Genomic DNA, 22063 nt, shown 5'->3' with positions numbered 1-22063 from the left:
CAAGGCTGGCCCATCGCACCTGCGCAAGCTGCTTTACATGCCAGCCGTCGTGGCCCGGCGCTTCAATCCTCACATCAAATCCTTCAGCGAGCGCTTGCTCGCTAAAGGCAAGTCCAAGATGGCCGTGATAGGTGCCTGCATGCGCAAGCTGGCCCACCTGTGCTTTGGTGTTGTGCACTCAGGCAGGCCATATGACCCGAATTACGCCATGTGAGGCTTGACGCGCAAGACGGTATCTACGGTCATTCGTATGCCACCAGCCGCCGCTGCTCGTCCGCGCTGAACATGCGGCTGCGCAGCGCCGCCACTGCCGCGTCGTCTTGCAGCCCGCGGCGCGCGGCGAGATACGTGTCGATCCGCCGCTTCCACTCGGCCTCTTCGCGGTCCACGGCGGCCAGGCGTCCGGCCGCATCCGCACCGAAGGCATCGGCGCGCAGGCGGAAGATGTCGTCGTCGCCGGCACCGCTTGCGCGCAGCCGTTCGGCTTGCTCCTGCACGTGCACGATCTTCAACGGGGCCTCGCGCGCGGCGCGCAGGTCGGCCGGCAGGCCGGCGTCCAGCGCCGCCAGGCGTTCCCGTTTCTGCTGCGCCGTCAGCGTGCGGTCTTCGCGGATCTCCATGCGCGCCAGCGCGTCGGCATTGGCGGCGTCCTCGCGGCCGAAGATCGCGGCGATCTCGCGCTGGCTGAAATACTGCGCGCGCAGCCCGTGCAACGCCGCCAGCCGGCGCTTCAGCGCGGCGGTGTCCAGGCCGGACAACTTCGCATCGGTTTCCAGCGCCGCCATCGCCTGCCGGTACTCGATGTAGCGCGTCAGCACGCGCTTGGCGGCGGCGGCGGCGGGCGGCCGCAGGGTGCGGTCCAGTTCACGCTCGATTTCCGCGCGCACGGCGGCGGGCGATTTCTCGCCCACGGTGCTCAGGTAGTAGTCGAACAGTTCGATCAGCTGGGCGTCGGCGACGACGCTGTCGTCCGGCGCCACGCGCACGGCGCCGTCCGGCCGCGTGCCCCGCAGCGACGGCGCGAACGGCTGCGCGGCCGGCGCCACGGTCACGACCTGCGCGGCGGGCGCCGGCAGCGTAGGCCGCCCCGCCAGCGCGGCCAGCCACAACATGCCGGCCGCGCCCAGCGCGATGACGATGGTCGGATTCCGGCTCACAGGCCCATCTCGCGCAGGCGGTTCGCGTGCTGGCGGTACAGCGTGACGGGATTGGTCTCGAACAGGTTTACGAGGCCCGCCACCTGGTTCACTTCGTCCAGGTGGTTCATGCCGTAGTCGTCGCGGATCACGCGTCCGAGGTGGCTGGAGCAGCTGCCGACGAGACCATCGTTTTTCTGGCCGAGGAAGGCCAGCGACACGAGGCTGAGCGGCGCGTCGAGCGGGTCGATGAGATTCGTGAACGGCTGCGCGCCGCTCCACGAAAAATAGTAGACGCCGCGGGCCTGGTACGCGCCTTCGCCGCACGCCGTGGCCGGCACGCCCTCGGGATGCGCGGCGTTGAACCTCGCGGCGCCCGCCGTCGTCATCGAGTCGAGCGCCGCCGTCGACACCTGGGTGCTGCTGTCGCCGGACAGGAAGGCGATGGTGCCCGCAACGCCGTTCACGATCGAGCCGAGCACCGCTTCCGAGAACGATCCCGGTGCGGCCACGCCGCGCAGGATGTCGGCCACCGGGGTGCCCTTGTTGACGCCGCCCACGCTCGTCACGGATGCGACCAGCCCAGGCGCCACCGACGCGACGTAGCGCACCGTCGGCCCGCCGTGGCTGTGGCCGATCAGGTTGACTTTTTGGGCGCCCGTCGCGGCCAGCACCTGCTTGACGTAGGTGAGCAGCTGTTCGCCGCGCACCTCGGTACTGTTGGCGGCGCTCACCTGGGCGACGTAGACCTGGGCGCCGTCGCGGCGCAGGGCGTCGGCGATGCCGAACCAGTAATCGTAGGGGCCGATGCTGTCCCAGCCGAGGAACCCGTGCACGAGCACGATCGGATATCGGGTCTGGGTATAGCCGGCGGCGGACGCGGACAGCGGCAGGAACGACAGGGCGAACAAGAGCGCGGCCAGCATGTTGGCGAAGCGTTTCATCGGTTGGTCTCCTTTATGATGGGGTCGATACGGCTGAGCCAGAGTACGTACAAGCGCAAAACGCAACAAGGCATGCACGGCCGCGCGACGCGTCGTGGCTTGCCGAATCAGGCGAATGTCCCAATAATCCATGCATCGTTAGGGAGAAAAACCACACCATGGACATGAAACGCATCAACGCGGGCAAGCTGCGCGCCATCGGTTACGACGCGCGCGAGCGCATCCTGCGCGTGGAGTTCGACGACGGTAGCGCGATCGATTACGCGGGCGTCGGCAGCGAGGTCTGGCGCCGGTTCTCGACGTCGGGCGCGGCCTGGAGTTTTTATCGCGACAATATCGAGGAAGAGTTCGCGGGCACGCGCGGGCGCGCGGCGGTGGCCAGCAAAAGGGCGGACCTGGATACGTTGTTCAGGCAGCCCGACGACGAGTAGGATGGGCACGGTGTTCCCACCCTACCGCCCTTTTCAACGGTAACAAAAGAATACCGTTTCGCGTGACCATAAAAAAACGCCGCCCCGGTTTCCCGGCGCGGCGTCAACTCTGCTTTGATCAGTGTAACCGATCAAGCGCCCGAACGGTCAGGCAGATTCCTTCAACTGCTCAAGAATCGCCGGATTTTCCAGCGTCGAGATATCCTGGGTGATGTTCTCGCCCTTGGCCAGCACGCGCAGCAGGCGGCGCATGATCTTGCCGGAGCGCGTCTTGGGCAGGTTGTCGCCGAAGCGGATTTCCTTCGGCTTGGCGATCGGACCGATCTCCTTGCCGACCCAGTTGCGCAGCTCGGCCGCCAGCTTCTTCGCTTCCTCGCCGGTCGGACGCGCCTGTTTCAGCACGACGAACGCGCAGATCGCCTCACCGGTCGTGTCGTCCGGCTTGCCGACGACGGCCGCTTCCGCGACGATCGGGTGCGCCACGAGCGCGGACTCGATTTCCATCGTGCCCATGCGGTGGCCCGACACGTTCAGCACGTCGTCGATGCGGCCCGTGATGGTGAAGTAGCCCGTGTCCTTGTTGCGGATCGCGCCGTCGCCGGCGAGGTAGTACCGGCCGCCCAACTCGTCCGGGTAATAAGCGCTGCGGAAGCGGTCCGGGTTGTTCCAGATGGTGCGGATCATCGACGGCCACGGACGCTTCACCACGAGGATGCCGCCCTGCCCGTTCGGCACGTCGTGGCCGGCTTCGTCGACGATCGCGGCCATGATGCCCGGCAGCGGCAAGGTGCAGGAACCCGGCACCATCGGCGTCGCGCCCGGCAGCGGCGTGATCATGTGGCCGCCCGTCTCGGTCTGCCAGAAGGTGTCCACGACCGGGCAGCGCTCGCCGCCGATCTGCGTGTAGTACCACATCCACGCTTCCGGGTTGATCGGCTCGCCCACGGTGCCCAGCAGGCGCAGGCTGGACAGGTCGTAGTTCTTCGGATGCACCTTCTCGTCCGTGTTCGAGGCCTTGATCAGCGAACGGATCGCGGTCGGCGCCGTGTAGAAGATGCTGACCTTGTGCTTGGCGATCGTGTCCCAGAAGCGGCCCGCGTTCGGGAACGTCGGCACGCCCTCGAAGACGATCTGCGTGGCGCCGACGGCCGTCGGGCCGTAGCAGATGTACGTGTGGCCGGTCACCCAACCGATATCGGCTGTGCACCAGTAGACGTCGTCCGGCTTGATGTCGAAGGTCCACTTCATCGTCAGTGCGGCCCACAGCAGGTAGCCGCCGGTCGAGTGCTGGACGCCCTTCGGCGTGCCGGTCGAGCCGGACGTGTAGAGGATGAACAGCGGGTGTTCGGCATCGACCCACTCCGGCTCGCACTGGCCGCTCTGGCCATCGACGAGGTCGTGCAGCCACAGGTCGCGGCCCTGCTGGAAGTTGATGTTGCCGCCGGTGCGCTTATAGACGATGACGTCGCGGATCGTGTCGCAGCCGCCGAGCGCCAGCGCCTCGTCGACGATGGCTTTCAGCGGCAGCGGCTTACCGCCGCGCAGCTGCTCGTCGGCCGTGATGACGGCGACGGCGCCCGCGTCGATGATGCGCTCCTGCAGCGACTTCGCCGAGAAGCCGCCGAACACGACGGAGTGCGTCGCGCCGATGCGCGCGCAGGCCTGCATGGCGGCCACGCCTTCGATCGACATCGACATGTAGATGATGACGCGGTCGCCCTTCTTGATGCCGCGCGACTTGAGGCCGTTGGCGAATTTGCACACGCGCTCGTGGAGTTCGCGATACGTGGCGCGGGTGACCTTGCCGTCGTCGGCTTCGAAGATGATCGCGCTCTTGTCGCCGTTGCCGTTCTCGATGTTGCGGTCGAGGCAGTTGTACGATGCGTTCAGCTGGCCGTCCGCGTACCATTTGTAGAACGGCGCATCCGATTCGTCGAGGGTCTGGGTGAAGGGCTTGTGCCAGGCGATGTTTTCGCGCGCCAGGCGGGCCCAGAAGCCTTCGTAGTCGCTGGCGGCTTCGTCGCACAGCTTCCGGTATGCATCCATGCCGGAGATGGCGGCATCGGCTGCGAATTGTGCGGGCGGCTGGAACACGCGATGTTCCTGCAGTCCCTGATGTTGGGTCTCGTTCTCGGCCATACTAGTCTCCATTAGTAGTAGTAATTTTGCCTCATACCTTAGGCGCGCTCGCTTACTGAGCCCTTACAGGCCATCGCACCGCGCGCCGACCAGCATCCCTCGTGGCATTCTACCAACCTTCGGCCGACGATGAAGCCAAGCCAGCAACGCGCGACGGGTGTAGAATGTTGAGCTGTCCTGACCGCCGCCGCTTTGGAAAGCCCGCCTCGATGCTCGATTCACAACCCTCGTCCAGCGCAAGGAAACGCAGCGCCATCGCCAGTTTCATGTTCGCCAGCCGCTGGCTGCAACTGCCCCTTTACCTGGGCCTGATCCTCGCGCAGTGCGTGTACGTGTTCCATTTCTGGGTCGAACTCAAAGACCTCGTGCTCGCCGCGCTCGGCAACGACGCCGCGCTGCAGCACATCTTCCAGGCCGTGGCCGTGCCGGGCGCACCGCTGCCGGACAAGTTGAACGAAACGACGATCATGCTCGTCGTGCTCGGCCTGATCGACGTCGTCATGATCTCGAACTTGCTGATCATGGTGATCGTCGGCGGCTACGAGACGTTCGTGTCGCGCATGTATCTGGAAGACCATCCGGACCAGCCGGAATGGCTGTCGCACGTGAACGCGTCCGTGCTGAAGACCAAGCTGGCGATGGCCATCATCGGCATCTCGTCGATCCACCTGCTCAAGACGTTCATCAACGCCCAATCCTACGACGCGAAGACGATCATCGCGCAGACCTGCATCCATGTCGTGTTCCTGCTGTCGGCGATGGCGATCGCGTACACCGACCGGATCATGATGAACACCCAGCACCAAGCACACTGATACAACGTAATTCCAGACCCCCACAGCGAGAATCACATGACTGTCATTAAACAGGACGACCTGATCGAATCGGTCGCCGCCGCGCTCCAGTACATCAGCTACTACCACCCCGCCGACTACATCCAGCACCTCGCGCGCGCCTACGAGGCCGAGCAGAGCCCCGCCGCCAAGGACGCCATCGCGCAGATCCTCACCAACTCGCGCATGTGCGCGGAAGGCAAGCGCCCGATCTGCCAGGACACCGGCATCGTCAACGTGTTCCTCAAGATCGGCATGAACGTGCGCTTCGAAGGCTTCGGCAGCGGCTCGATCACGGACGCCGTCAACGAAGGCGTGCGCCGCGCGTACAACTTCGCCGACAACAAGCTGCGCGCCTCGATCGTCGCCGACCCGCACTTCGAGCGCAAGAACACGAAGGACAACACCCCGGCCGTCGTCCACATGGAACTGGTCCCGGGCGACACGGTCGACGTGATGGTCGCGGCCAAAGGCGGCGGCTCGGAAAACAAGACCAAGTTCGTCATGCTGAACCCCTCCGACTCGCTGGTCGACTGGGTGCTCAAGACCGTCCCGCTGATGGGCGCCGGCTGGTGCCCGCCGGGCATGCTGGGCATCGGCATCGGCGGCTCCGCCGAGAAGGCCATGCTGATGGCCAAGGAGTCGCTGATGGAAGACATCGACATGTACGAGCTGAAAGCACGCGGCCCGCAGAACAAGCTGGAAGAGCTGCGCATCGAACTGTGCGACAAGATCAACGCGCTGGGCATCGGCGCACAAGGCCTGGGCGGCCTGACGACCGTGCTGGACGTGAAGATCAATATGTACCCGACGCACGCGGCGTCGAAGCCCGTCGCGATGATCCCGAACTGCGCCGCCACGCGCCACGCGCACTTCGTGCTGGACGGCTCGGGCCCGTCGTACATCGAACCGCCGGCGCTGTCGACCTGGCCGGACGTGAACTGGACCCCGGACACGCAGAAGAGCAAGAGCGTCAACCTCGACACGCTGACGAAGGAAGAAGTCGCATCGTGGCAGCCGGGCCAGACGCTGCTCCTGAACGGCAAGATGCTGACCGGCCGCGACGCCGCGCACAAGCGCATCCAGGACATGCTGGCGAAAGGCGAACCGCTGCCGGTGGACTTCACGAACCGCGTGATCTACTACGTCGGCCCGGTCGATCCGGTGCGCGACGAAGTCGTGGGACCGGCCGGCCCGACGACGGCGACCCGCATGGACAAGTTCACCGACATGATGCTCGAGAAGACGGGCCTGATCGCGATGATCGGCAAGGCCGAACGCGGCCCGGTCGCGATCGAGTCGATCAAGAACCACAAGTCGGCGTACCTGATGGCAGTCGGCGGTTCGGCCTACCTCGTGTCGAAGGCGATCAAGTCGGCGAAGGTCGTCGGCTTCGAAGACCTGGGCATGGAAGCGATCTACGAGTTCGAGGTCAAGGACATGCCGGTGACCGTGGCCGTCGACTCGACGGGTACGTCGGTGCACGAAACCGGTCCAAAGGAATGGGCGGCGAAGATCGAGTCGCTGAAGGGCATTCCGGTCGCAACGGTTTAACCTCGTTTGAAATTGGGCCCCTGCCTGCGCAGGGACCCAAGTTTTGTCCGCGTAACCACAACGCCTCCTGCCGGGTTACCATCTCCCCATGAACACCCAAGCACACGCCGAAGACGCCCCCGTCGGCATCTTCGATTCCGGCCTCGGCGGCCTCTCGATTCTGCGCCACGTGCGCGCGCAACTCCCGCACGAACACCTGTTCTACGTGGCCGACACCGGCTTCGCCCCGTACGGCGACAAGCCCGAACACGTCGTCGCCGAACGCTCGCTGGCGGTGGCCCGCTTCCTCGTCGAACGCGGCGCCAAGGCCATCGTCGTCGCCTGCAACACGGCGACCATCTCCGCCGTAAAGCTGATGCGCGAGAGCTTCCCGGCCATGCCCATCGTCGGCGTGGAACCGGGCCTGAAGCCCGCGGCGGCGATCACGCGCAGCGGCAAGGTGGGCGTGCTGGCCACGGAGCGCACGCTGGCCGGCGCCAAGTTCCTGCAGCTGCGCGACCAGATCACGGAAGCCACGGGCGCGCAGTTCCTGCTGCAACCGTGCCGCGGCCTCGTCGACAAGATCGAACTCGGCGACCCGGAAGGCACGCTGCAACTGCTGCACCGCTACGTGACGCCGCTGCTCGATGCAGGCGCCGACACGCTCGTCCTGGGCTGCACACACTACCCGCTCGTGCAGGCGGCGATCGAGGAGGTGATCGCGTCGACGGGCGCACGCGACATCGCACTCATCGACACCGGGGAAGCGGTGGCGCGCCAGCTGGTGCGGCTGCTGGATGCCGGCCTTCTGCTGCGTCCCGCACAGTCCGACGCGCCCGCGCGGCTGGACGCGTACACGAGCGCCAGCGCCACCGCGCTGTCCGCCGCGTTCAACGGCCTGATCGGCATCGATCCGCCGGTGCGGGAAGCGACGTTCGGGGCGGCGTAGGCGGGCGGCGCACTGCTGGGCCAATTCGATTTGCCAGATTGCGAATGACGCTATATAATCTCGTTCTGTCTCGGCAGCAACGAGACGGCAAGTAAGACAGTGGTGGCTGTAGCTCAGTTGGTAGAGTCCAGGATTGTGATTCCTGTTGTCGTGGGTTCGAGTCCCATCAGCCACCCCAAGAATTCAAAAAAGCCGCGAGTGCAAGCTTCGCGGCTTTTTTCGTTCGCATCCCTGCTAAGGCTGCACCGGAATTCGAACCCCATCGATAGGGAGCGGAACACGATTCGCCTCTTTCACCTCCGGCATCGGACCCGCACCGCTGACATAGGTATAGATTGCGAATTGAGCAGCGATCTCGGGACCATGGCGGGAAAAGGCCAGCCGCATCTCGGACGGCATCAGATCGACGAATGCCGGCAATCCCCGCTCGGCGAATTCAATCTTTTCGAGCCGCCCCTTATTGACGCGTACGGCAACGCCTCTTGGGTAACCCGCCCCGAGAAACTCACCGACGAGAACCAAAACCTTCTCTTCTTTACCGACGCATTTGGCTCTGACTTCCGAGCCACGCGAGGCATTATCCTCGTCGCCAAATATTAGCTGCGGCCGGTGTTCGGATGACATCTTCAATGAGATTATCCGCGAATCCGCGATCGACTGCCCCGCAATCACCGAAATGGTCTCATGCTGCTTCTTACCGAGCCGGCAGGTCACCAAGGTGGTCTGCGCAATGGCAACGCCGGACCAAACAAGCATAATCAAACAAATAAACTGCGCCGATAACTTTCTCACCGAACCATTCCCCTCAGAATTTCCATATCTTCCGGCGCCTTTGCAAGCTTGTCCGCGGCTGCCTTAATCTTGGCATAGTAGATTCCGTTCCTCACGCCACGATAGTCTTTATACGCCTCGCTTATCGGATCTGCCGCGCCCTTTGTACGCTCACGATCAATCAATACCTGGAGATACGACGTGCCAGCTTCGATGTTTTTCGCTTCTTCCAAGAACTCCGAACTGTCATGGTAACGATCCGCTGCTGCAAAAACATCGGCATCGCAACGACGTTCGGCGCGAGGCAGCCTGAGATTTTGCAGCCGATATAGTTCGCGGACAGTTCCCCTCAACAGTTGCATAAGGCCCTTGGCAGTGCTGGAATCGGATTGCGAGCCAGCATCAAACCTTGACTCCATGTATATCTGACAAATGATGACGTCATCCTTAATCTGGGAGCGATTGTTTTCCCTGACCAGCGCACGAATCTCGCGGAGTCTTTTCGCGTCGTCGACCTTGGCTTGCACGGGTGTTTTATCGGATTGAGGCGTGAGTCTCGCGCTCTGACGATGTACCACCTGTAATGAAGTCATATGCGGTCCCAGTCTGGACGAATCGGGGGCGTGTCATCATACACAGTCAGTTCCACGACGTGATTGTCACTCGCCGAACAAAGTTTCGTGTGACCTTGAGCGTCCGTCGTGCCTTCAATGCTGCTACCGTCGGGTAGCCGAATGGCATAGCTGCGCTGGCACAATGACTTGCCCGTGGCGGAGTCAAGCAATACAAAATAGCGATCGAAGTTTTCTTCAGGTTCCCTCGTATCCACCGCGGGAGTTCCTCGATTGTTCAGGCCGTCCGAACGGACTTCCCCGCCATAGTCGACGGTCGCAGTATGCTGGGAAGCGACGAGCGTCGCGCCACAAGCGGTCAGCATGCCTTCAAGGGCGGTGCCGACACTGCCAAACACATGGTTTGTCGCCCCCTCGACGATCGGAAAATTGCCTTTGCACTTAGGACACCAGACTTTATGCCCTAATCCGGCGACTGGAAGGCCGTACAGATTCGTGTGCTCCCATCCCTCGAGGACTTTGCCGCCGTGGGAAGTTGCGTCCCCTTTTCGAATGATCGCTCGCGCAGGCATTTGTTGAGTGAAGTCAATATAAAGGCGCTCCATTACAGCTTATCGTTGAGCGGCTTGTTTTGCGCCACCTCAACCTCGCGCTACGGCGAAGCACCCGCTTTCCACCAACTCAACCGTACGCCACCCCACCCCCGCATCGTCTAAAATACATGTCGAAAATGTACTTACGTCAATCATATTTGAGCAAATGAATTATTTGCCCTATACTTGACCGCGATATTCACCCAAAATAACGAGCGGCGGGCATGGCGTTGACCTGGCCGCCGTGCGGCCCCGCCGCAGCGCGGATGCGCCCCGCAGCATCCACTCTTTCAACGGGTCCAGACGCCGGCCGACACCGCCGCGCTGCGACCTCCCGCCTCCGCGCCCCGGGACGGATCTTCCTTCCCCGCCGGCCGCGCCGAGGTCTCTCTCCGAGGGCCGATCACTCATGACCCCAGTAACACCGTCGCACCGCCACCGCTTCGACAAGGCCCGCCTGCTCGCGAGCGCATTTGCACTGTGCGTGTTGCTTGCACCACCGTCACAGGCCGCCAGGCGCAAGCCCGCGGAACCCAAGACGCCCGCCATCGCCGACTTCACGCAGTTGAGCGGTTCCCACCCCGGCGACTGCGCGGCGCCCATCGATCCGGCCTTGGCGGGCATGGGCGAGCCGACCGCGCGGCGCTGCGCCTGGAGCCAGCGCGTACAGATGGTGTACTGGCGCGCCATTCCGACGCCGACTGCCACCTGCCTGCCGCCGGCCGCCATCGCGTGGCATCGCCTCACGCAGGCCATCCATGCTGACGCGCCGCCATGGCGCAGCGTCTGGTCCGGCCGGACCGTGACGTCCGGCGCCGCCGATGCGCAGCAGTTGGCGGCCATCTGGCGCGGCGACGACGGGCAATGGTCGGCGGCACTGTGGCGCTGGCAGCCGTCCGAGAAACCCGATACGCGCGACTGGCAGGCCGACCATTGGAGCGACGTGACCAAGGCGGCGCATGCCATCGATGCGGACAATCCGCTGCCGGCCGCGTCGCCGCTGTTCGTCGCCTGGCGCGATGCGTCAAAGGGCAAGCCGCGCGTGCTCGACGGCGATACGTGGCGCTGGGTGTCCGAGAAGACCTGCCTGCGCCTGGAGACGGCGGGCATCACGCAGACGCGCATCCACCTGCCGTATTCGCGCGACGACGCGCGCCTGGAGCAGCGCAGCGGCATGCAGGTGCAGCTGGCGCGCCGTTTCCCCGACGCCGAATGGCTGCAGCCGTTTACCCTGCTCGACCCGGCCCAACCCGGCGAGCGCACGGGCGCCAAATTCATCGCCGTCTGGAAGGAAGGCCGCAGCGTCAAGGGGCAGCTGTGGATTCCGCTGCGCGACGATGCGGGCATCGTGCGTGCGCGCATCGTCAGCGACCTGGCGCCGGCGGCGCCCGAGCGCCAGAAGGAACTGGCGAAACAACGCGCGGACGTGATCGAACGCGAGCTGACCGCGCTCGCCCATGCATGGGAGGTGCGCCATGAATGACGAACTGTCCACCCCATTGTGGCTGCTGTCGCCGCTGGCCGTGCTGGGCGCGGGCCTGATGCTCGCGCTCGTGATCGGCCTGACGCTGCAGCGTTTCAAGATCCCCAAACTGTATGGCGCCGTGATCGCGGGCCTGCTGCTCGGCGCGACCGGCGGCGGCTTCATCGACAGCGCGCTGCTGACCCAGTTCCAGGAACTGCTCAACGGCGCCGCCGCGCTGGTGCTGTTCGAAGTCGGCCGCAAGATGGACCTCGCGTGGCTGATGCGCAGCGGACGCCAGGGCGCGAGCCTGCTGCTGGCGACGCTGGTGCGCGGCGCGGCGTCCGCCGTGACGCTCGGGCTGCTCGGCCTGCCGTGGGGCGCGGCGATCTTCATCGGGTCGATCCTCATCGCCGTCAATCCCGTCATCCACAGTTCGATGGTCGCGGACGAAAACGCCAGCGGCACGAGCACCTTCGCCACGTCCAACATGGTCGGCCTCTCCAACCTCGTCGCCCTGCTCGCGCTCGGGATCACCCTGGCCTGGACGCGCAGCCACGGCCTTGACGCGAGCGGCGATTTCGCGACGGAGCTGATGCGCCAGGGCGGCAAGCTCGTGGTGGGCGCCGGGATCGCCGCGCTGTCCTACGGCGTGTACGCGCTCGCCACGCGGTTGTGCAAGGTGCCGGCGACGCTGCGTCCCGGCATGCTACTGGCCGCGCTCCTGATCGACCTGGGCCTGTGCTCCGTGACGGCGGCGAGTGCCCTGCTGTCGCTGTTGCTGATGGGCGTCCTGCTGCGCAACGTCGAGAAGCGCGACAACGTGTTCCAGGCCCAGTTGAAGACCGCGCAGGACATCGGCTATGTGCTGCTGTTCCTGATGTCGGCCGCGCTCGTCGACCTGCAACAGCTGCTGCATGGCTGGGCGATCCTGGCGGCCGTGACGGTGTTCGCCGTCCGCATCGCGGCGACCCGCCTCGCGCTGTGGCCCGGTACGGCCTGGGACGTGCGCAAGCAGCATGCGATGTCCTTGTCGATGTGCTCCCTGGTGAGCTACGGCGGCCTCGTCGTCGACAACACCTTGAACGCCTACACCGGGCTCGATGCGACGTCCACCGCCGTGATGGGCGCGCTGCTGGCCCTGAACGTCCTGCTCGCGCCCGGCCTGACCTGGGTCGGCCTGCGCCTGGCGGGCGAAACCTATCGAGGAGGTTCGCAATGAGCGAATTGATGAACGACGAAGCGCTGGTCAAGCTGAAACAGGACGCCCAGGCGCAAGCCGTGTCCGGCCAGGGCCCCGCCTACCTGCCGGACTTCAAGGCGTCGACGGTCGGCACGATGGGCATCGAACTGGAACTGATGGTGCTCGACCGCCTCACGTTCGACCTATTCCCGGCCGCGCCGGACATCCTGCGCCTGCTGGACAAGCACGACAAACCGTGGGTGCACACGCCGGAAATCACGACGTCGATGCTGGAGGTGGCGACCGCGATCCTGACCTCGTTCGACGAGGCGGCCGAGCAGCTGGAGCACATCCGCACGACGGTGCAGCGCGCCGCGTTCGACGTCGGCGCATCGATCTCGGGCGGCGGCGCGCACCCGTTCCAGAAGTGGAGCGAGCAGCGCATCTACCCGAAGGAGCGCTATTTCGAATCCGAGCGCAAGTTCGGCTATCTGGCTAAACTGTTTACCGTGTTTGGCATGCACGTGCACATCGGCGCGGGCTCGCCGGACGAAGCGATGCGCCTGTGTTCATGGCTCACGCAGCGCGCGCCGCTGTTCATCGCCCTGTCGGCCAATTCGCCCTGCTGGCAAGGCGAAGTGTCCGGCTTCTGCAGCTCGCGCAGCAACGTCGTGGGCGCGTTCCCGATGAGCGGCATCCTGCCGTACGGGATCCGGACGTGGAACGACTTCCGCGCCCACTTCGACGAACTGGCCGGCCACGGCATCGTCAACAGCATCAAGGATTTTTATTGGGACGTGCGGCCCAAGCCCGAATACGGGACGATCGAGCTGCGCGTGCTGGATACGCCGTTGAAGCCCGTCTACGCGGCCGCGCTGGCCTGTTACGCGCGCGAGCTGTGCCTGGAATGGGCCGCCCAGCCGGGCCGCTGGCCGGGAAGCAGCAGTCGCGAACTGTACATCTGGAACCGCTTCAACGCGGCGCGCGATGGCGTCGACGCCAGCTGGATCGATCCGGAAACGGGTGCGTCGATGCCCATCGGGGAAGCGATCCGCGCCGACCTCGAACGGCTGCGGGGCCGTTCGAGCGACCCGGGTTTCGGCAAGGCGTGCGAGGTGATCGAGCACCTCATGAAGGACGGCGGACAGGCGCGCTGGCTGCGCGCCCATCTCGTGTCCGGCGGCGGCATGAACGACCTGGCGCGGATGGCCAGCGAAATGTTCGAGGACGGCGCGCCGCTGGCTTGAATCAGGGGCGGTGCGGATTGGCGGGATGGCGGTCGACGCGGTTCGGGACCCCATCGCCGTCGCGATCGCCGTGGCGCCAGCCGCCGCGATCCAGTTCCCAGCCGCGGTCGCCCTGGCGCCATTCCGGACGATGCCAGACATAGCCCGGACGCACCCGCTCCCAATGGCCGCGCATCCACACGTAGCGGTGGCCGTTCCAGTTCCAGTAACCCGGCGCCCATTCATAACCGTGACGGGCGGCCGGCACGACTTCGTGGCGCGGCGGCGGCGGCGCCGTGCGGACGACGACGACCTCCCGCGCGAATGCCTGCGCGGGCAGGACGGCGGCGGTACTGGCGAGGGCAAGCGCGGCGGCACAGAGAATGCGTTTCATGGTGGTTCTCCTTTCGGTTCGTTGTGAGACCACTATAGCGATTCGCCGGGCGCGCCAGCGGGATTGATGCAAGCGCTTACAACCGAAACATGCCGCCACATCCCAGTAACAAAAAGGGCGCCCCCGCAGGGACGCCCTTTTCAGGCTCGTGGATGCCGCCGGGCCGCAGGTCTCGTGCGCACCCGGCAAAGATGCCGGGGACGCAATGCCTCACCTGGGGCGCCGAGCCGGACCGGCCGGCATCCCCGGGCGATCAGTCCAGCTTCCAGGCGTAGTCGACCTTGGTCCAGGTCTGGGCCGGCGCGCCGTCCTTGGTGCCCGGCTTGAACTTGCAGGCCGACAGGCCCTTGAGCGCGGCCTTGTCCAGACCCTTGAAGCCGCTCGACTTTTCCAGCTTCGAATCGGCCACCGAGCCGTCGGCGTTGACGAGGAAGGACACGACGGTCACGCCCTGCTCTTCGTTCATCAGCGACGCTTTCGGATACTCGACCTTGCACTTGTTCGGATCGAACGTTGCCGGCGTTTCGCCCGCGAAAGCCGAACCGGCGACACCCGATACCAGCAGAGCCATCAGGCTCACAGCAAATTTCTTATTGGACATTTTTATTACCCCCGAAAAACAAAGTTTTTTTTGATGCCGGCGCGATCACCGGCGCTGGACGAGCCGTCCTGGCTCAGAATTCTTCCCAGTCGTCGCTGGCGGCAGCCGCGGCGACTTTCTTCGCGGTCGATCCCGGCGCATCGGCCGGTCGCTCGCTCGGCGCCGGTGCGGCGGCCTTGGCCCTGGCCTTGGCCTTGGCCGGACCTTGGGCCGGCTTCTTCAGCTGCGGCTTGGCCGGACGGACGACGACGGCACGGGTGGCGACAGCGGCCGACGCCGGTGCTTCCGCGACGACCGGTTCCTCGCCCTCGGCCAGTTTGAAGATGCTGACGACGCGCTGCAGTTCCGCGGCCTGGTCTTGCAGGCTCTGGAAGGCGGCGGCGGCTTCTTCGACCAGCGCGGCGTTCTGCTGGGTCATGCCGTCCATCTCGATGATCGACACGTTGACCTGCTCGATGCCGGCGCTCTGTTCGGCGCTGGCGTTCGCGATGTCGCTCATGATGTCGGTCACGCGCTTGACGCTCGCGACGACCTCGTCCATCGTCTCGCCGGCTTGGCCGACGAGCTTGCTGCCGCGGCCGATCTTCTCGACGGAGTCGCCGATCAGCTGCTTGATTTCTTTCGCTGCCGCAGCGGAACGCTGGGCCAGGTTGCGCACTTCCGACGCGACCACGGCGAAGCCGCGGCCCTGTTCACCGGCACGTGCCGCCTCGACGGCCGCGTTCAGCGCCAGGATGTTCGTCTGGAAGGCGATGCCGTCGATGACGCCGATGATGTCGGCGATCTTGCTTGCCGAGCTATTGATCTCGCCCATCGTGCCGACCACCTGCGACACCACTTCGCCGCCCTTGCGTGCCACGTCCGACGCGGTGGCGGCCAGGTGGTTCGCTTCGCGGGCATTGTCCGCGTTCTGCTTCACGGTCGACGTCAGTTCTTCCATCGCCGACGCGGTCTTTTCCAGCGAGCTGGCCTGCAGTTCGGTACGCGACGACAGGTCGGTGTTGCCGGCTGCGATTTCACGCGACGCCGTGGTGATGGTGTGCGTGCCGCGACGCACCTGGCTGACGATGTCGACCAGGCTGTTGCGCATCTGCTTCATTTCGACCAGCAGGCTGCCGCGATCCGACGATTTGGTGTCGATGGCGATCGACAGGTCGCCTTCGGCGATGCTGCCGGCGATCCGGGCGGTATAGCCCGGCTCGGCGCCCAGTTGCTTCAGCAGGCCGCGGGTGATGATGGTCGCGGCCAGGACGCCGAGCGTAACGGCCAGACCCAGCAGCATGAGCATGAAGTTGCGGGCGCTGGCGAAGGCAACCTCGGCATCCACCTGGCTCTGCGCATTCTGCTTGTCTTCCAGGCTGCCCAGCTGGTCCAGTGCTTCCAGCCATTTCTTCTGGGCCGGACGGATTTCCTTGACCATCACGCGGGTAGCGTCCATCGCGTTGTTGGCCAGATACAGTGCCGACGCCTTGGCGATGGCCGGCATGGCCGCGCCTTCGGATTCTTTCACTTGATTCAGCAGGGATTTTTCCTCAGCCGAAGCTTCTTCCGAGAATTTGGCCGCCAGCTTGCCCTGCAGGGCGTCGTACTTGGCGGTCTGTTCCTTGAAACGGTTCAGCTCCGGCTCCATGTCGGCCGGATCGGTCATCAGGGTCAGGGTGCGCAGCGACGTGACACGCTCGCTCACGTTGTTGCGCATGTCGACGACCAGACGGGTCACGATATTATTGACATTCACGACGTGGTCGAGCCGGTTCTGGATCTGCGCCATGCGCAGGATGCCGATGACAGTGACCATGACCAGCAGCACGAGTACGAGGGCAAAGCCCAAGCCCAGACGTGCGCCGACCTTCATGTTTGCGAGATTCATTCCTTATCTTCCCTGTTCCAAGTGATCAGATCCGCCCGGGTGCCTGCCGCCCCGAGGCCGTCTCTTTTTTGTTACGAAAAGTCCATCTTCCCGGTGGACTTGCGTATTTCCGTCAGGATAAATCAAAACGGCGAATTGCAGACAGAAAACATGCACCGCTGTAATTATGTTTCGCCACAACAACAGGATTAGATGTCGTGCAAGGAGAAGAGCCTAGATTATGGGTCTATTCTTGCTTTTCAGCAAGGAAGATGACGCAAATGATTTCACAAATGCATCATTTTCTGTAGCGGATTTTGAACATCCCGACCACACGGTGCGGCCGAGGTAGGAAAATGACAAATCAGGCGGCCAGGCGGAGACGGCCGGCGGCTTCGAGGAGGAGTTCGGGATTGCCTTCGGCGAGACGGCGGGAGTCGGACAGCAACTGGCGGAATCCACGCGCGCCCGGCAGGCCGGCCATCAGCCCCAGCATGTGGCGCGTGATGCCGTTCAGGCGCAGGCCCTGCTGGCCATAGCGGTCGAGTTCGGCGCGAATATACGGAATCATGGCTTCCAGCACCTGTTCGCGCGACTTCGGCGGCGTCGCGTCGCCATAGAACCGGGCATCCCAGCCGGCCATCACGTACGGATTGTGATAGGCCTCGCGCCCGATCATGACGCCATCCACGTGCTGCAGATGGGTGGCGATCTCGTCGTCCGTCTTGATGCCGCCGTTGATGATGATCTCGAGGTCGGGGAATTCGCGTTTCAGCTGGTACGCCACTTCGTAGCGCAGCGGCGGGATCTCGCGGTTTTCCTTCGGCGACAGCCCCTTCAGCACGGCATTGCGCGCGTGCACGATGAAGGTCTGGCAACCGGCGTCGGCGATGGTGCCGATGAAATCGCGGACGAATCCGTATTCCTCGTTATGGTCGATGCCGATGCGGTGCTTGACGGTGACGTCGATACTCACGGCGTCGCGCATCGCCTTCACGCAATCGGCGACGAGCTGCGGCTCCTGCATCAGGCAGGCGCCGAACGCGCCCTTCTGCACGCGCTCGGACGGGCAGCCGCAATTCAGGTTGATCTCGTCGTAACCCCACTGCTCGCCCAGCTTGGCGCTCTTCGCGAGGTCGGCCGGATCGCTGCCGCCCAGCTGCAACGCGACCGGATGTTCGATGCCGTCAAAGCGCAGGTGGCGCTCGACGTCGCCGTAGACCAGGGCGCCCGTCGTCACCATCTCTGTATACAACCACGTGTGCTGCGTGATCTGGCGGTGGAAGACGCGGCAATGGCGGTCGGTCCAGTCCATCATGGGTGCCACAGATAATTTTCGCTTGCTGTGCTTCATCAAATCCCTACTTTTCCCTATGAGAGGGCGCAACGCGGCTTCCCTCAAGTTCCCGCAAACTGCCCTACTTTCCCTCACCCGTTACTCCAAATTTGCACCGAATGGCTACGTTCATTAAACGAGGCGAGACCTGGCGGGCACAGATACGCCGCAAGGGTCACAAGGCCGTCACGGCAACATTTCCAACGAAGGCGCAGGCCCAGGCTTGGGCTCGGAAGGTCGAGGCTGAGATGGATGCGCAGCGCTTCACGCGCGCGCGCGGGCTGGCGAATATTACCCTAAAAGAGCTCATTGATTGGTACTCCGAAGAGATTGGCGGAGCGCATCCTTTCGGGAAAAACAAGAAAGCTGTGCTGCGCATCTGGGCGCGCGATCATGGCGAGCTCAGCTTGGACAAGCTGACCGCTGACTATTTGACAACGTATGTGCGTAATCGTCGGAAGGCGGGTACGTCTGGGGTTACGATCAAACGGGACTGGACACACCCGGCGCTGCGCGCGGACGCGCGCCGCCATGCCGGCCTGGCGCTGCGCCGCGCCGCGCCGAGCGGGCGCTCGATTCCCGGATGACCTCGAACACGTGCGCGCACGCCATGCAGCCTACTGGAGCGGGGCCGGCCCCGCCGGCAATCACCCGGCGTCACCTGCCGGGACAGGCTTTACGGCAGCGCGGCGATGACGCCGCCGGCCGCCGGAACGAAGCCCCGCGTGAGCAGCATCCGCAGCCGGTCATGCCTTGCTGTCGGCGCGCCCGGGCGGGGCGCCGGCCTGCGTGAAGTACACGGTCTGGGTGGGATGCGCGAATCCGGTGTCTTCGTGCGCGAAGCGGTCAATCAGGGCCATATTGACTGCCTGCCGGATGTCCATGTACACCGCGTAGTCCGCTCAGCGTTCACCGCGGATACGGGCGGCCAGCGCCTTCAGTCCGCGGTGCACGCCGACCTTCACGGCCGATTCCGACATGCCGATGCGGCGAGCCGTCTCGGTGACGGACAATCCCTGCAGCTTCACCATGTCGATGGGCAGGCGCTGGTGGTCGGGCAACGCGTCGAGCAGCGCCGTGACATCGCGGCGCGCATCGCAGGCCTCCTCGGCCGACGCTTCGAACAAGTCAGCCGCATCGTCGAGCGGATCGTTGAGCGCGTCATGGCGCATGCGCGCGCGCAGGAAGTCCATCAGCTTGTAGCGCGCGATCGCATACACCCAGGCCGTCACCGGTTGATCGCGGCGGTAGGTCTGGCGGGCATTGTGCACGGCCAACAGCGTTTCCTGCACGATGTCTTCCACATGGTCCTGCATGTCGAACAAGCGCTTGCGCAGGAAGGCGCGCAGGCGTTTGGCCAACTCGTCGAGGAAGCGCCGGTACGCGCGCGCGTCACCGTCGAGGCCGGCAAGCAGCCAGGCTTGTAATTGCTCCTCGACGGGAGACCGTGGTCCGGTATCGTGCATCTGCGTGGGACGCGCCTGTTTTAGATCGATCGTTTCATCCGGCGTGCGCTGCCGGGCACGCTGAGCACGATACGCTACCACCGCAGCAGCACCTTGCCGAGCGCGGCGCCCAGCGTCGCCGGCACCAGCATGCCGAGCACGTACCAGACGCCCCAGAACGGCAAGGTCGTCTCCGGGCAATGCAGGCAATACACGAGCAATCCCTGCGCCCCCGCCAGCAACCCAGCCGCCGCCCCCGCCTGATGCAGCCTGGTCGGCGCCAGCCCGCGCAACGCCCAGAATACCGCGCAGAACGCAGGGATCGACAACACCGTCACGCATAGCGTGCACACGCGCCAGGTTTCGCCGAGCACCATGTGCGCCCGCAGTGCGGGCGGGACGGCGACCAGCGCGGCGCCCGCGCCGAGCCACAGCGCGGCCAGCGCCAGCGCCGACAACAGCCATCCGGTGCCGGCGCCGTACCCCGGACGGGCCAGGCGCATCGTCACCGACAATGCCGCACCCAGCACGGCCGCAGGGAAGGCCAGTTTCAGCCAGAACATCCCGGTCATTGCCACTTGCGCGAGATCGCGACGTACGCCCAGCAGCGCCACCATCAGGATGCCTGCGCCCGACAGGCCGAGCGCCAGCGCCAACGCGAAGCGCTTCTCGACCACGCGCGGGTCGACCGCATCCACGCCGGTCGCAAGCATCGCCACCAAATCATCCGTTTTCATGCCACTCCCTGATCACCACCGGCGGCGCGCAAGACTCATTGCCGGTCATTCGTCGCGCAGCGCGGACGTGTATTAGATCACAGCGCATGCGCGGAGGTGAGGCCCGGATCGGTCAATGGCCCATGGCATCCTTCGACATGCCGTCCTTCGACATGCCATCCTTTTTCATCCCATCCTTGCCCATGGCGTCTTTCTTCATGGCGTCTTTCTTCATGGCGTCTTTCTTCATGGCGTCCTTCTTCATGGCGTCCTTGCCCATGGCATCCTTTTGCATCGCCGGTTTCTTCATGGCGTCCTTGGCCATCGTGTCGTGAGCCATCGCGTCCTTCTTCATGGCGTCCTGGGCAAAGGCGGCGCCTGAGAGGAGGCTGGCCGCGATCAGGGTGGTGACGAATGCTTTCATGGTATTTCCTTTCTGGTGGATAAAACGTGAGGATGGTGCGAAAGTTGGGCGCTCAGCTGCCGCCGAACCAGTTGTAACCCTGGTCTTCCCAGTAACCGCCCGGATACGTGTTGGTCACGAAGATGGCCTGGATATGCTTGGGATTCTTGTAGCCGAGCTTGGTCGGCATGCGCAGTTTCATCGGATAGCCGTACCGCGGCGGCAGCGTTTGTCCGTCATAGGTCAACGCCATCAGCGTTTGCGGATGCAGCGCCGTCGCCATGTCGATGCTGGTGAAGTAATCGTCGGCGCACTTGAAGCCGACGTATTTGGCGCCCAGGTCGGCGCCGACCCGGCGCAAAAAATACGAGAACGGCACGCCGCCCCATTTGCCGATGGCGCTCCAGCCTTCCACGCAGATATGCCGCGTGACCTGCGATTGCTGCGGCATGGCGCGCAGCTCGGCCAGGGTCCATGGCTTGCGGTCAGCGATCAGGCCGGAGAGCTCGAGGCGCCAAGCATCGCCGTCGACGACCCGCACCTCGTCCTCGCCATAGTAGGCGTTGAACGGGAACGGGCGTGTGATCATGCTGTCCGGATACGTCGGCGCGAGGCGCGTCGGATCGAACAGGGCCGCCTGGGCCCGGTCGTTGAAGCGGGAAATCGATGCCAGCGCGCGCTCGATACTCGCTTCGCTGTCCGGCGTGCATCCGGTCAAGAGGCTGAGTCCGCCGAGCGTCAAGGTGCGCTGGAGAAAAGCGCGGCGCGATGGCTGGGCGACGCGCCGGATCGCGTCGGCCAGCATGTCGGCGCCGTCTCCGGGCACGGCCATGGTGCGGGGTTTGTCGGTTGTCATGTCGATGTCCTTGATCGGGAGTCAGCGGCCGCGCAGCATGGCCAGCAGCGTGCGGGGCACCAGGGCGACCATCGCCACATGCACCAGGACGAAGCCGCACAGGCCGGCCATGGCGAAGAAATGCACACGCCGCGCGCCCTCGTAGCCACCCACGAGCGTGCGCAGCAGCGGGAACTGCACCGACTTCCACAGCACGAGGCCGGACACCACCAGCACGATACTGTCCACCATGACGAACACGTAGGCCAGCCGTTGGACACTGTTGTAATGGCGCGGATCGGCATGGGAAAGACGGCCGCGCAGCGCGGCGGCCAGGTCGCGCCACACCTGGCGCGGCGCAATCGGGAAAAACCGGCGGCGGAGACGTCCCGACGCCAGGTTGAGCGCCAGATACAACAGACCGTTTCCGACCAGCAGCCACATGGCGGCGAAATGCCAGGCGAGCGCGCCGCCCAGCCAACCGCCCAGCGTCGCGGCGGGAGGAATGGTCACGCCCAGGAAACCGGTCGCGTCGTAGATGCGCCAGCCGCTGGTCACCAGCACCGACACGGCCGCGGCGTTCAGCCAGTGCGTCATCCGTAGCCAGGCGGGATGAATGACGGCGTCCGGGCTGGTCATTGCATCCTCCCTGTCCGGGCGAACGGCGTCAGGCAGGCGGTGGACGCAGCGGTCGAAGGCAGGCCGGCTGCCG

General features: G+C 64.7%; 23 protein-coding genes, 1 tRNA gene and 1 pseudogene. 10 read left to right on the top strand and 15 right to left on the bottom strand.

Translation table 11 applies throughout. The features are described from left to right. Nucleotides 1–214 (top strand): annotated as a pseudogene (locus tag U9J41_RS19855) (IS110 family transposase); the annotation flags it as partial. A 28-nt stretch (nucleotides 215–242) separates the two neighbouring features. On the opposite strand, the gene U9J41_RS19850 reads toward U9J41_RS19855, so the two are convergent. Together U9J41_RS19850 and U9J41_RS19845 are read right to left on the bottom strand one after the other, a co-directional pair. Further along, nucleotides 243–1157 carry a lipase secretion chaperone gene (locus U9J41_RS19850; RefSeq protein WP_322403889.1) on the bottom strand — a complete coding sequence of 305 codons (915 nt, stop codon included), beginning with the start codon at nucleotides 1155–1157 and terminating at the stop codon, nucleotides 243–245. After that, a complete protein-coding gene (locus tag U9J41_RS19845; RefSeq protein WP_322403888.1) occupies nucleotides 1154–2080 on the bottom strand; it encodes a lipase family alpha/beta hydrolase in 927 nt (308 codons plus the stop codon). Before U9J41_RS19845 ends, U9J41_RS19850 begins: the two co-directional genes overlap by 4 nt. A gap of 158 nt (nucleotides 2081–2238) precedes the next feature. Here U9J41_RS19845 and U9J41_RS19840 point away from each other — a divergent pair, with 158 nt between their 5' ends. Then, the gene (locus tag U9J41_RS19840; protein ID WP_322403887.1) at nucleotides 2239–2511 is read left to right on the top strand and encodes a KTSC domain-containing protein; all 273 of its coding nucleotides are present in this window, start codon (nucleotides 2239–2241) and stop codon (nucleotides 2509–2511) included. A gap of 147 nt (nucleotides 2512–2658) precedes the next feature. Here U9J41_RS19840 and acs read toward each other — a convergent pair whose 3' ends face one another. Beyond that, a complete protein-coding gene (acs, locus tag U9J41_RS19835) occupies nucleotides 2659–4650 on the bottom strand; it encodes an acetate--CoA ligase (RefSeq protein WP_322403886.1) in 1992 nt (663 codons plus the stop codon). A gap of 209 nt (nucleotides 4651–4859) precedes the next feature. On the opposite strand from acs, the gene U9J41_RS19830 reads away from it, so the two are divergent. The 4 genes from U9J41_RS19830 (at nucleotide 4860) to U9J41_RS19815 (ending at nucleotide 8143) form a co-directional block, all read left to right on the top strand. Beyond that, complete coding sequence (locus tag U9J41_RS19830) at nucleotides 4860–5465, top strand: TIGR00645 family protein (protein ID WP_322403885.1); 606 nt, start codon at nucleotides 4860–4862, stop codon at nucleotides 5463–5465. A gap of 36 nt (nucleotides 5466–5501) precedes the next feature. Next, a complete protein-coding gene (locus tag U9J41_RS19825; protein ID WP_322403884.1) occupies nucleotides 5502–7037 on the top strand; it encodes a fumarate hydratase in 1536 nt (511 codons plus the stop codon). 88 nt (nucleotides 7038–7125) lie between these two features. After that, nucleotides 7126–7965, top strand: coding sequence for a glutamate racemase (gene murI, locus U9J41_RS19820; RefSeq protein WP_322403883.1), 840 nt, complete (start codon nucleotides 7126–7128; stop codon nucleotides 7963–7965). A gap of 102 nt (nucleotides 7966–8067) precedes the next feature. Next, a tRNA-His gene (locus tag U9J41_RS19815) sits at nucleotides 8068–8143 on the top strand. A 56-nt stretch (nucleotides 8144–8199) separates the two neighbouring features. On the opposite strand, the gene U9J41_RS19810 is transcribed toward U9J41_RS19815, so the two are convergent. From U9J41_RS19810 to U9J41_RS19800, 3 genes are all read right to left on the bottom strand, one after another. Then, entirely contained in the window at nucleotides 8200–8757 is a 558-nt protein-coding gene (locus U9J41_RS19810) for a hypothetical protein (protein ID WP_322403882.1), read from the bottom strand. After that, the gene (locus tag U9J41_RS19805; protein WP_322403881.1) at nucleotides 8754–9263 is read right to left on the bottom strand and encodes a transglycosylase SLT domain-containing protein; all 510 of its coding nucleotides are present in this window, start codon (nucleotides 9261–9263) and stop codon (nucleotides 8754–8756) included. Before U9J41_RS19805 ends, U9J41_RS19810 begins: the two co-directional genes overlap by 4 nt. A 62-nt stretch (nucleotides 9264–9325) precedes the next feature. Continuing rightward, entirely contained in the window at nucleotides 9326–9913 is a 588-nt protein-coding gene (locus tag U9J41_RS19800) for a PAAR domain-containing protein (RefSeq protein ID WP_322403880.1), read from the bottom strand. 397 nt (nucleotides 9914–10310) lie between these two features. On the opposite strand from U9J41_RS19800, the gene U9J41_RS19795 reads away from it, so the two are divergent. Genes U9J41_RS19795 through U9J41_RS19785 form a run of 3 tightly spaced genes read left to right on the top strand, consistent with a single transcriptional unit; the run spans nucleotide 10311 to nucleotide 13793 of the window. Beyond that, nucleotides 10311–11384 carry a hypothetical protein gene (locus U9J41_RS19795; RefSeq protein ID WP_322403879.1) on the top strand — a complete coding sequence of 358 codons (1074 nt, stop codon included), beginning with the start codon at nucleotides 10311–10313 and terminating at the stop codon, nucleotides 11382–11384. After that, on the top strand, nucleotides 11377–12585 hold the full coding sequence (locus U9J41_RS19790; protein WP_322403878.1) for a cation:proton antiporter domain-containing protein: 1209 nt from the start codon (nucleotides 11377–11379) through the stop codon (nucleotides 12583–12585). Before U9J41_RS19795 ends, U9J41_RS19790 begins: the two co-directional genes overlap by 8 nt. Beyond that, on the top strand, nucleotides 12582–13793 hold the full coding sequence (locus U9J41_RS19785; protein ID WP_322403877.1) for a YbdK family carboxylate-amine ligase: 1212 nt from the start codon (nucleotides 12582–12584) through the stop codon (nucleotides 13791–13793). The genes U9J41_RS19790 and U9J41_RS19785 overlap by 4 nt, the downstream gene beginning before the upstream one ends. A gap of 1 nt (nucleotide 13794) precedes the next feature. Here U9J41_RS19785 and U9J41_RS19780 read toward each other — a convergent pair whose 3' ends face one another. From U9J41_RS19780 to dusA, 4 genes are all read right to left on the bottom strand, one after another. Further along, nucleotides 13795–14166, bottom strand: a complete 372-nt coding sequence (locus U9J41_RS19780; RefSeq protein ID WP_322403876.1) for a hypothetical protein — start codon at nucleotides 14164–14166, stop codon at nucleotides 13795–13797. A 253-nt stretch (nucleotides 14167–14419) separates the two neighbouring features. Then, a complete protein-coding gene (locus U9J41_RS19775; RefSeq protein WP_322403892.1) occupies nucleotides 14420–14737 on the bottom strand; it encodes an energy transducer TonB in 318 nt (105 codons plus the stop codon). 103 nt (nucleotides 14738–14840) lie between these two features. Next, the gene (locus U9J41_RS19770; protein WP_322403875.1) at nucleotides 14841–16637 is read right to left on the bottom strand and encodes a methyl-accepting chemotaxis protein; all 1797 of its coding nucleotides are present in this window, start codon (nucleotides 16635–16637) and stop codon (nucleotides 14841–14843) included. A gap of 343 nt (nucleotides 16638–16980) precedes the next feature. Further along, entirely contained in the window at nucleotides 16981–17970 is a 990-nt protein-coding gene (dusA, locus tag U9J41_RS19765) for a tRNA dihydrouridine(20/20a) synthase DusA (RefSeq protein WP_322403874.1), read from the bottom strand. A 101-nt stretch (nucleotides 17971–18071) separates the two neighbouring features. Here dusA and U9J41_RS19760 point away from each other — a divergent pair, with 101 nt between their 5' ends. Further along, the gene (locus tag U9J41_RS19760) at nucleotides 18072–18539 is read left to right on the top strand and encodes a hypothetical protein (RefSeq protein ID WP_322403873.1); all 468 of its coding nucleotides are present in this window, start codon (nucleotides 18072–18074) and stop codon (nucleotides 18537–18539) included. A gap of 315 nt (nucleotides 18540–18854) precedes the next feature. On the opposite strand, the gene U9J41_RS19755 is transcribed toward U9J41_RS19760, so the two are convergent. The 5 genes from U9J41_RS19755 to U9J41_RS19735 all read right to left on the bottom strand — a co-directional run bounded on the left by U9J41_RS19755 (nucleotide 18855) and on the right by U9J41_RS19735 (nucleotide 21990). Continuing rightward, complete coding sequence (locus tag U9J41_RS19755) at nucleotides 18855–19418, bottom strand: sigma-70 family RNA polymerase sigma factor (RefSeq protein WP_322403872.1); 564 nt, start codon at nucleotides 19416–19418, stop codon at nucleotides 18855–18857. A gap of 74 nt (nucleotides 19419–19492) precedes the next feature. Next, nucleotides 19493–20134, bottom strand: a complete 642-nt coding sequence (locus U9J41_RS19750) for a DUF1109 domain-containing protein (RefSeq protein ID WP_322403871.1) — start codon at nucleotides 20132–20134, stop codon at nucleotides 19493–19495. A gap of 112 nt (nucleotides 20135–20246) precedes the next feature. Then, nucleotides 20247–20537 (bottom strand): pentapeptide MXKDX repeat protein, encoded by a 291-nt coding sequence (locus U9J41_RS19745; RefSeq protein ID WP_322403870.1) that lies wholly within the window; start codon nucleotides 20535–20537, stop codon nucleotides 20247–20249. 52 nt (nucleotides 20538–20589) lie between these two features. Next, entirely contained in the window at nucleotides 20590–21348 is a 759-nt protein-coding gene (locus tag U9J41_RS19740) for a molybdopterin-dependent oxidoreductase (protein ID WP_425260775.1), read from the bottom strand. A gap of 45 nt (nucleotides 21349–21393) precedes the next feature. Next, nucleotides 21394–21990 (bottom strand): cytochrome b/b6 domain-containing protein, encoded by a 597-nt coding sequence (locus U9J41_RS19735; protein ID WP_322403868.1) that lies wholly within the window; start codon nucleotides 21988–21990, stop codon nucleotides 21394–21396. Nucleotides 21991–22063 lie beyond the last annotated feature (73 nt).

The sequence above is a fragment of the Massilia luteola genome, from assembly GCF_034420155.1.
GTDB classification, from domain to species: Bacteria; Pseudomonadota; Gammaproteobacteria; order Burkholderiales; family Burkholderiaceae_D; genus Telluria; species Telluria luteola.
Note: the sequence above shows the minus strand (reverse complement) of the source record. Positions and strands in the feature narration are given on the sequence as shown.

Bases quoted from the DNA above. Each gene is read 5' to 3' on its own strand.
- U9J41_RS19795 (WP_322403879.1), top strand. From the start codon at position 10,311: ATGACCCCAGTAACACCGTCGCACCGCCACCGCTTCGACAAGGCCCGC.
- U9J41_RS19840 (WP_322403887.1), top strand. From the start codon at position 2,239: ATGGACATGAAACGCATCAACGCGGGCAAGCTGCGCGCCATCGGTTAC.
- U9J41_RS19800 (WP_322403880.1), bottom strand. From the start codon at position 9,913: ATGGAGCGCCTTTATATTGACTTCACTCAACAAATGCCTGCGCGAGCG.
- U9J41_RS19755 (WP_322403872.1), bottom strand. From the start codon at position 19,418: ATGCACGATACCGGACCACGGTCTCCCGTCGAGGAGCAATTACAAGCC.
- dusA (WP_322403874.1), bottom strand. From the start codon at position 17,970: ATGAAGCACAGCAAGCGAAAATTATCTGTGGCACCCATGATGGACTGG.
- U9J41_RS19790 (WP_322403878.1), top strand. From the start codon at position 11,377: ATGAATGACGAACTGTCCACCCCATTGTGGCTGCTGTCGCCGCTGGCC.
- acs (WP_322403886.1), bottom strand. From the start codon at position 4,650: ATGGCCGAGAACGAGACCCAACATCAGGGACTGCAGGAACATCGCGTG.
- U9J41_RS19825 (WP_322403884.1), top strand. From the start codon at position 5,502: ATGACTGTCATTAAACAGGACGACCTGATCGAATCGGTCGCCGCCGCG.
- U9J41_RS19830 (WP_322403885.1), top strand. From the start codon at position 4,860: ATGCTCGATTCACAACCCTCGTCCAGCGCAAGGAAACGCAGCGCCATC.
- U9J41_RS19845 (WP_322403888.1), bottom strand. From the start codon at position 2,080: ATGAAACGCTTCGCCAACATGCTGGCCGCGCTCTTGTTCGCCCTGTCG.
- murI (WP_322403883.1), top strand. From the start codon at position 7,126: ATGAACACCCAAGCACACGCCGAAGACGCCCCCGTCGGCATCTTCGAT.
- U9J41_RS19750 (WP_322403871.1), bottom strand. From the start codon at position 20,134: ATGAAAACGGATGATTTGGTGGCGATGCTTGCGACCGGCGTGGATGCG.
- U9J41_RS19785 (WP_322403877.1), top strand. From the start codon at position 12,582: ATGAGCGAATTGATGAACGACGAAGCGCTGGTCAAGCTGAAACAGGAC.
- U9J41_RS19740 (WP_425260775.1), bottom strand. From the start codon at position 21,348: ATGGCCGTGCCCGGAGACGGCGCCGACATGCTGGCCGACGCGATCCGG.
- U9J41_RS19770 (WP_322403875.1), bottom strand. From the start codon at position 16,637: ATGAATCTCGCAAACATGAAGGTCGGCGCACGTCTGGGCTTGGGCTTT.
- U9J41_RS19780 (WP_322403876.1), bottom strand. From the start codon at position 14,166: ATGAAACGCATTCTCTGTGCCGCCGCGCTTGCCCTCGCCAGTACCGCC.
- U9J41_RS19775 (WP_322403892.1), bottom strand. From the start codon at position 14,737: ATGGCTCTGCTGGTATCGGGTGTCGCCGGTTCGGCTTTCGCGGGCGAA.
- U9J41_RS19760 (WP_322403873.1), top strand. From the start codon at position 18,072: ATGGCTACGTTCATTAAACGAGGCGAGACCTGGCGGGCACAGATACGC.
- U9J41_RS19735 (WP_322403868.1), bottom strand. From the start codon at position 21,990: ATGACCAGCCCGGACGCCGTCATTCATCCCGCCTGGCTACGGATGACG.
- U9J41_RS19745 (WP_322403870.1), bottom strand. From the start codon at position 20,537: ATGAAAGCATTCGTCACCACCCTGATCGCGGCCAGCCTCCTCTCAGGC.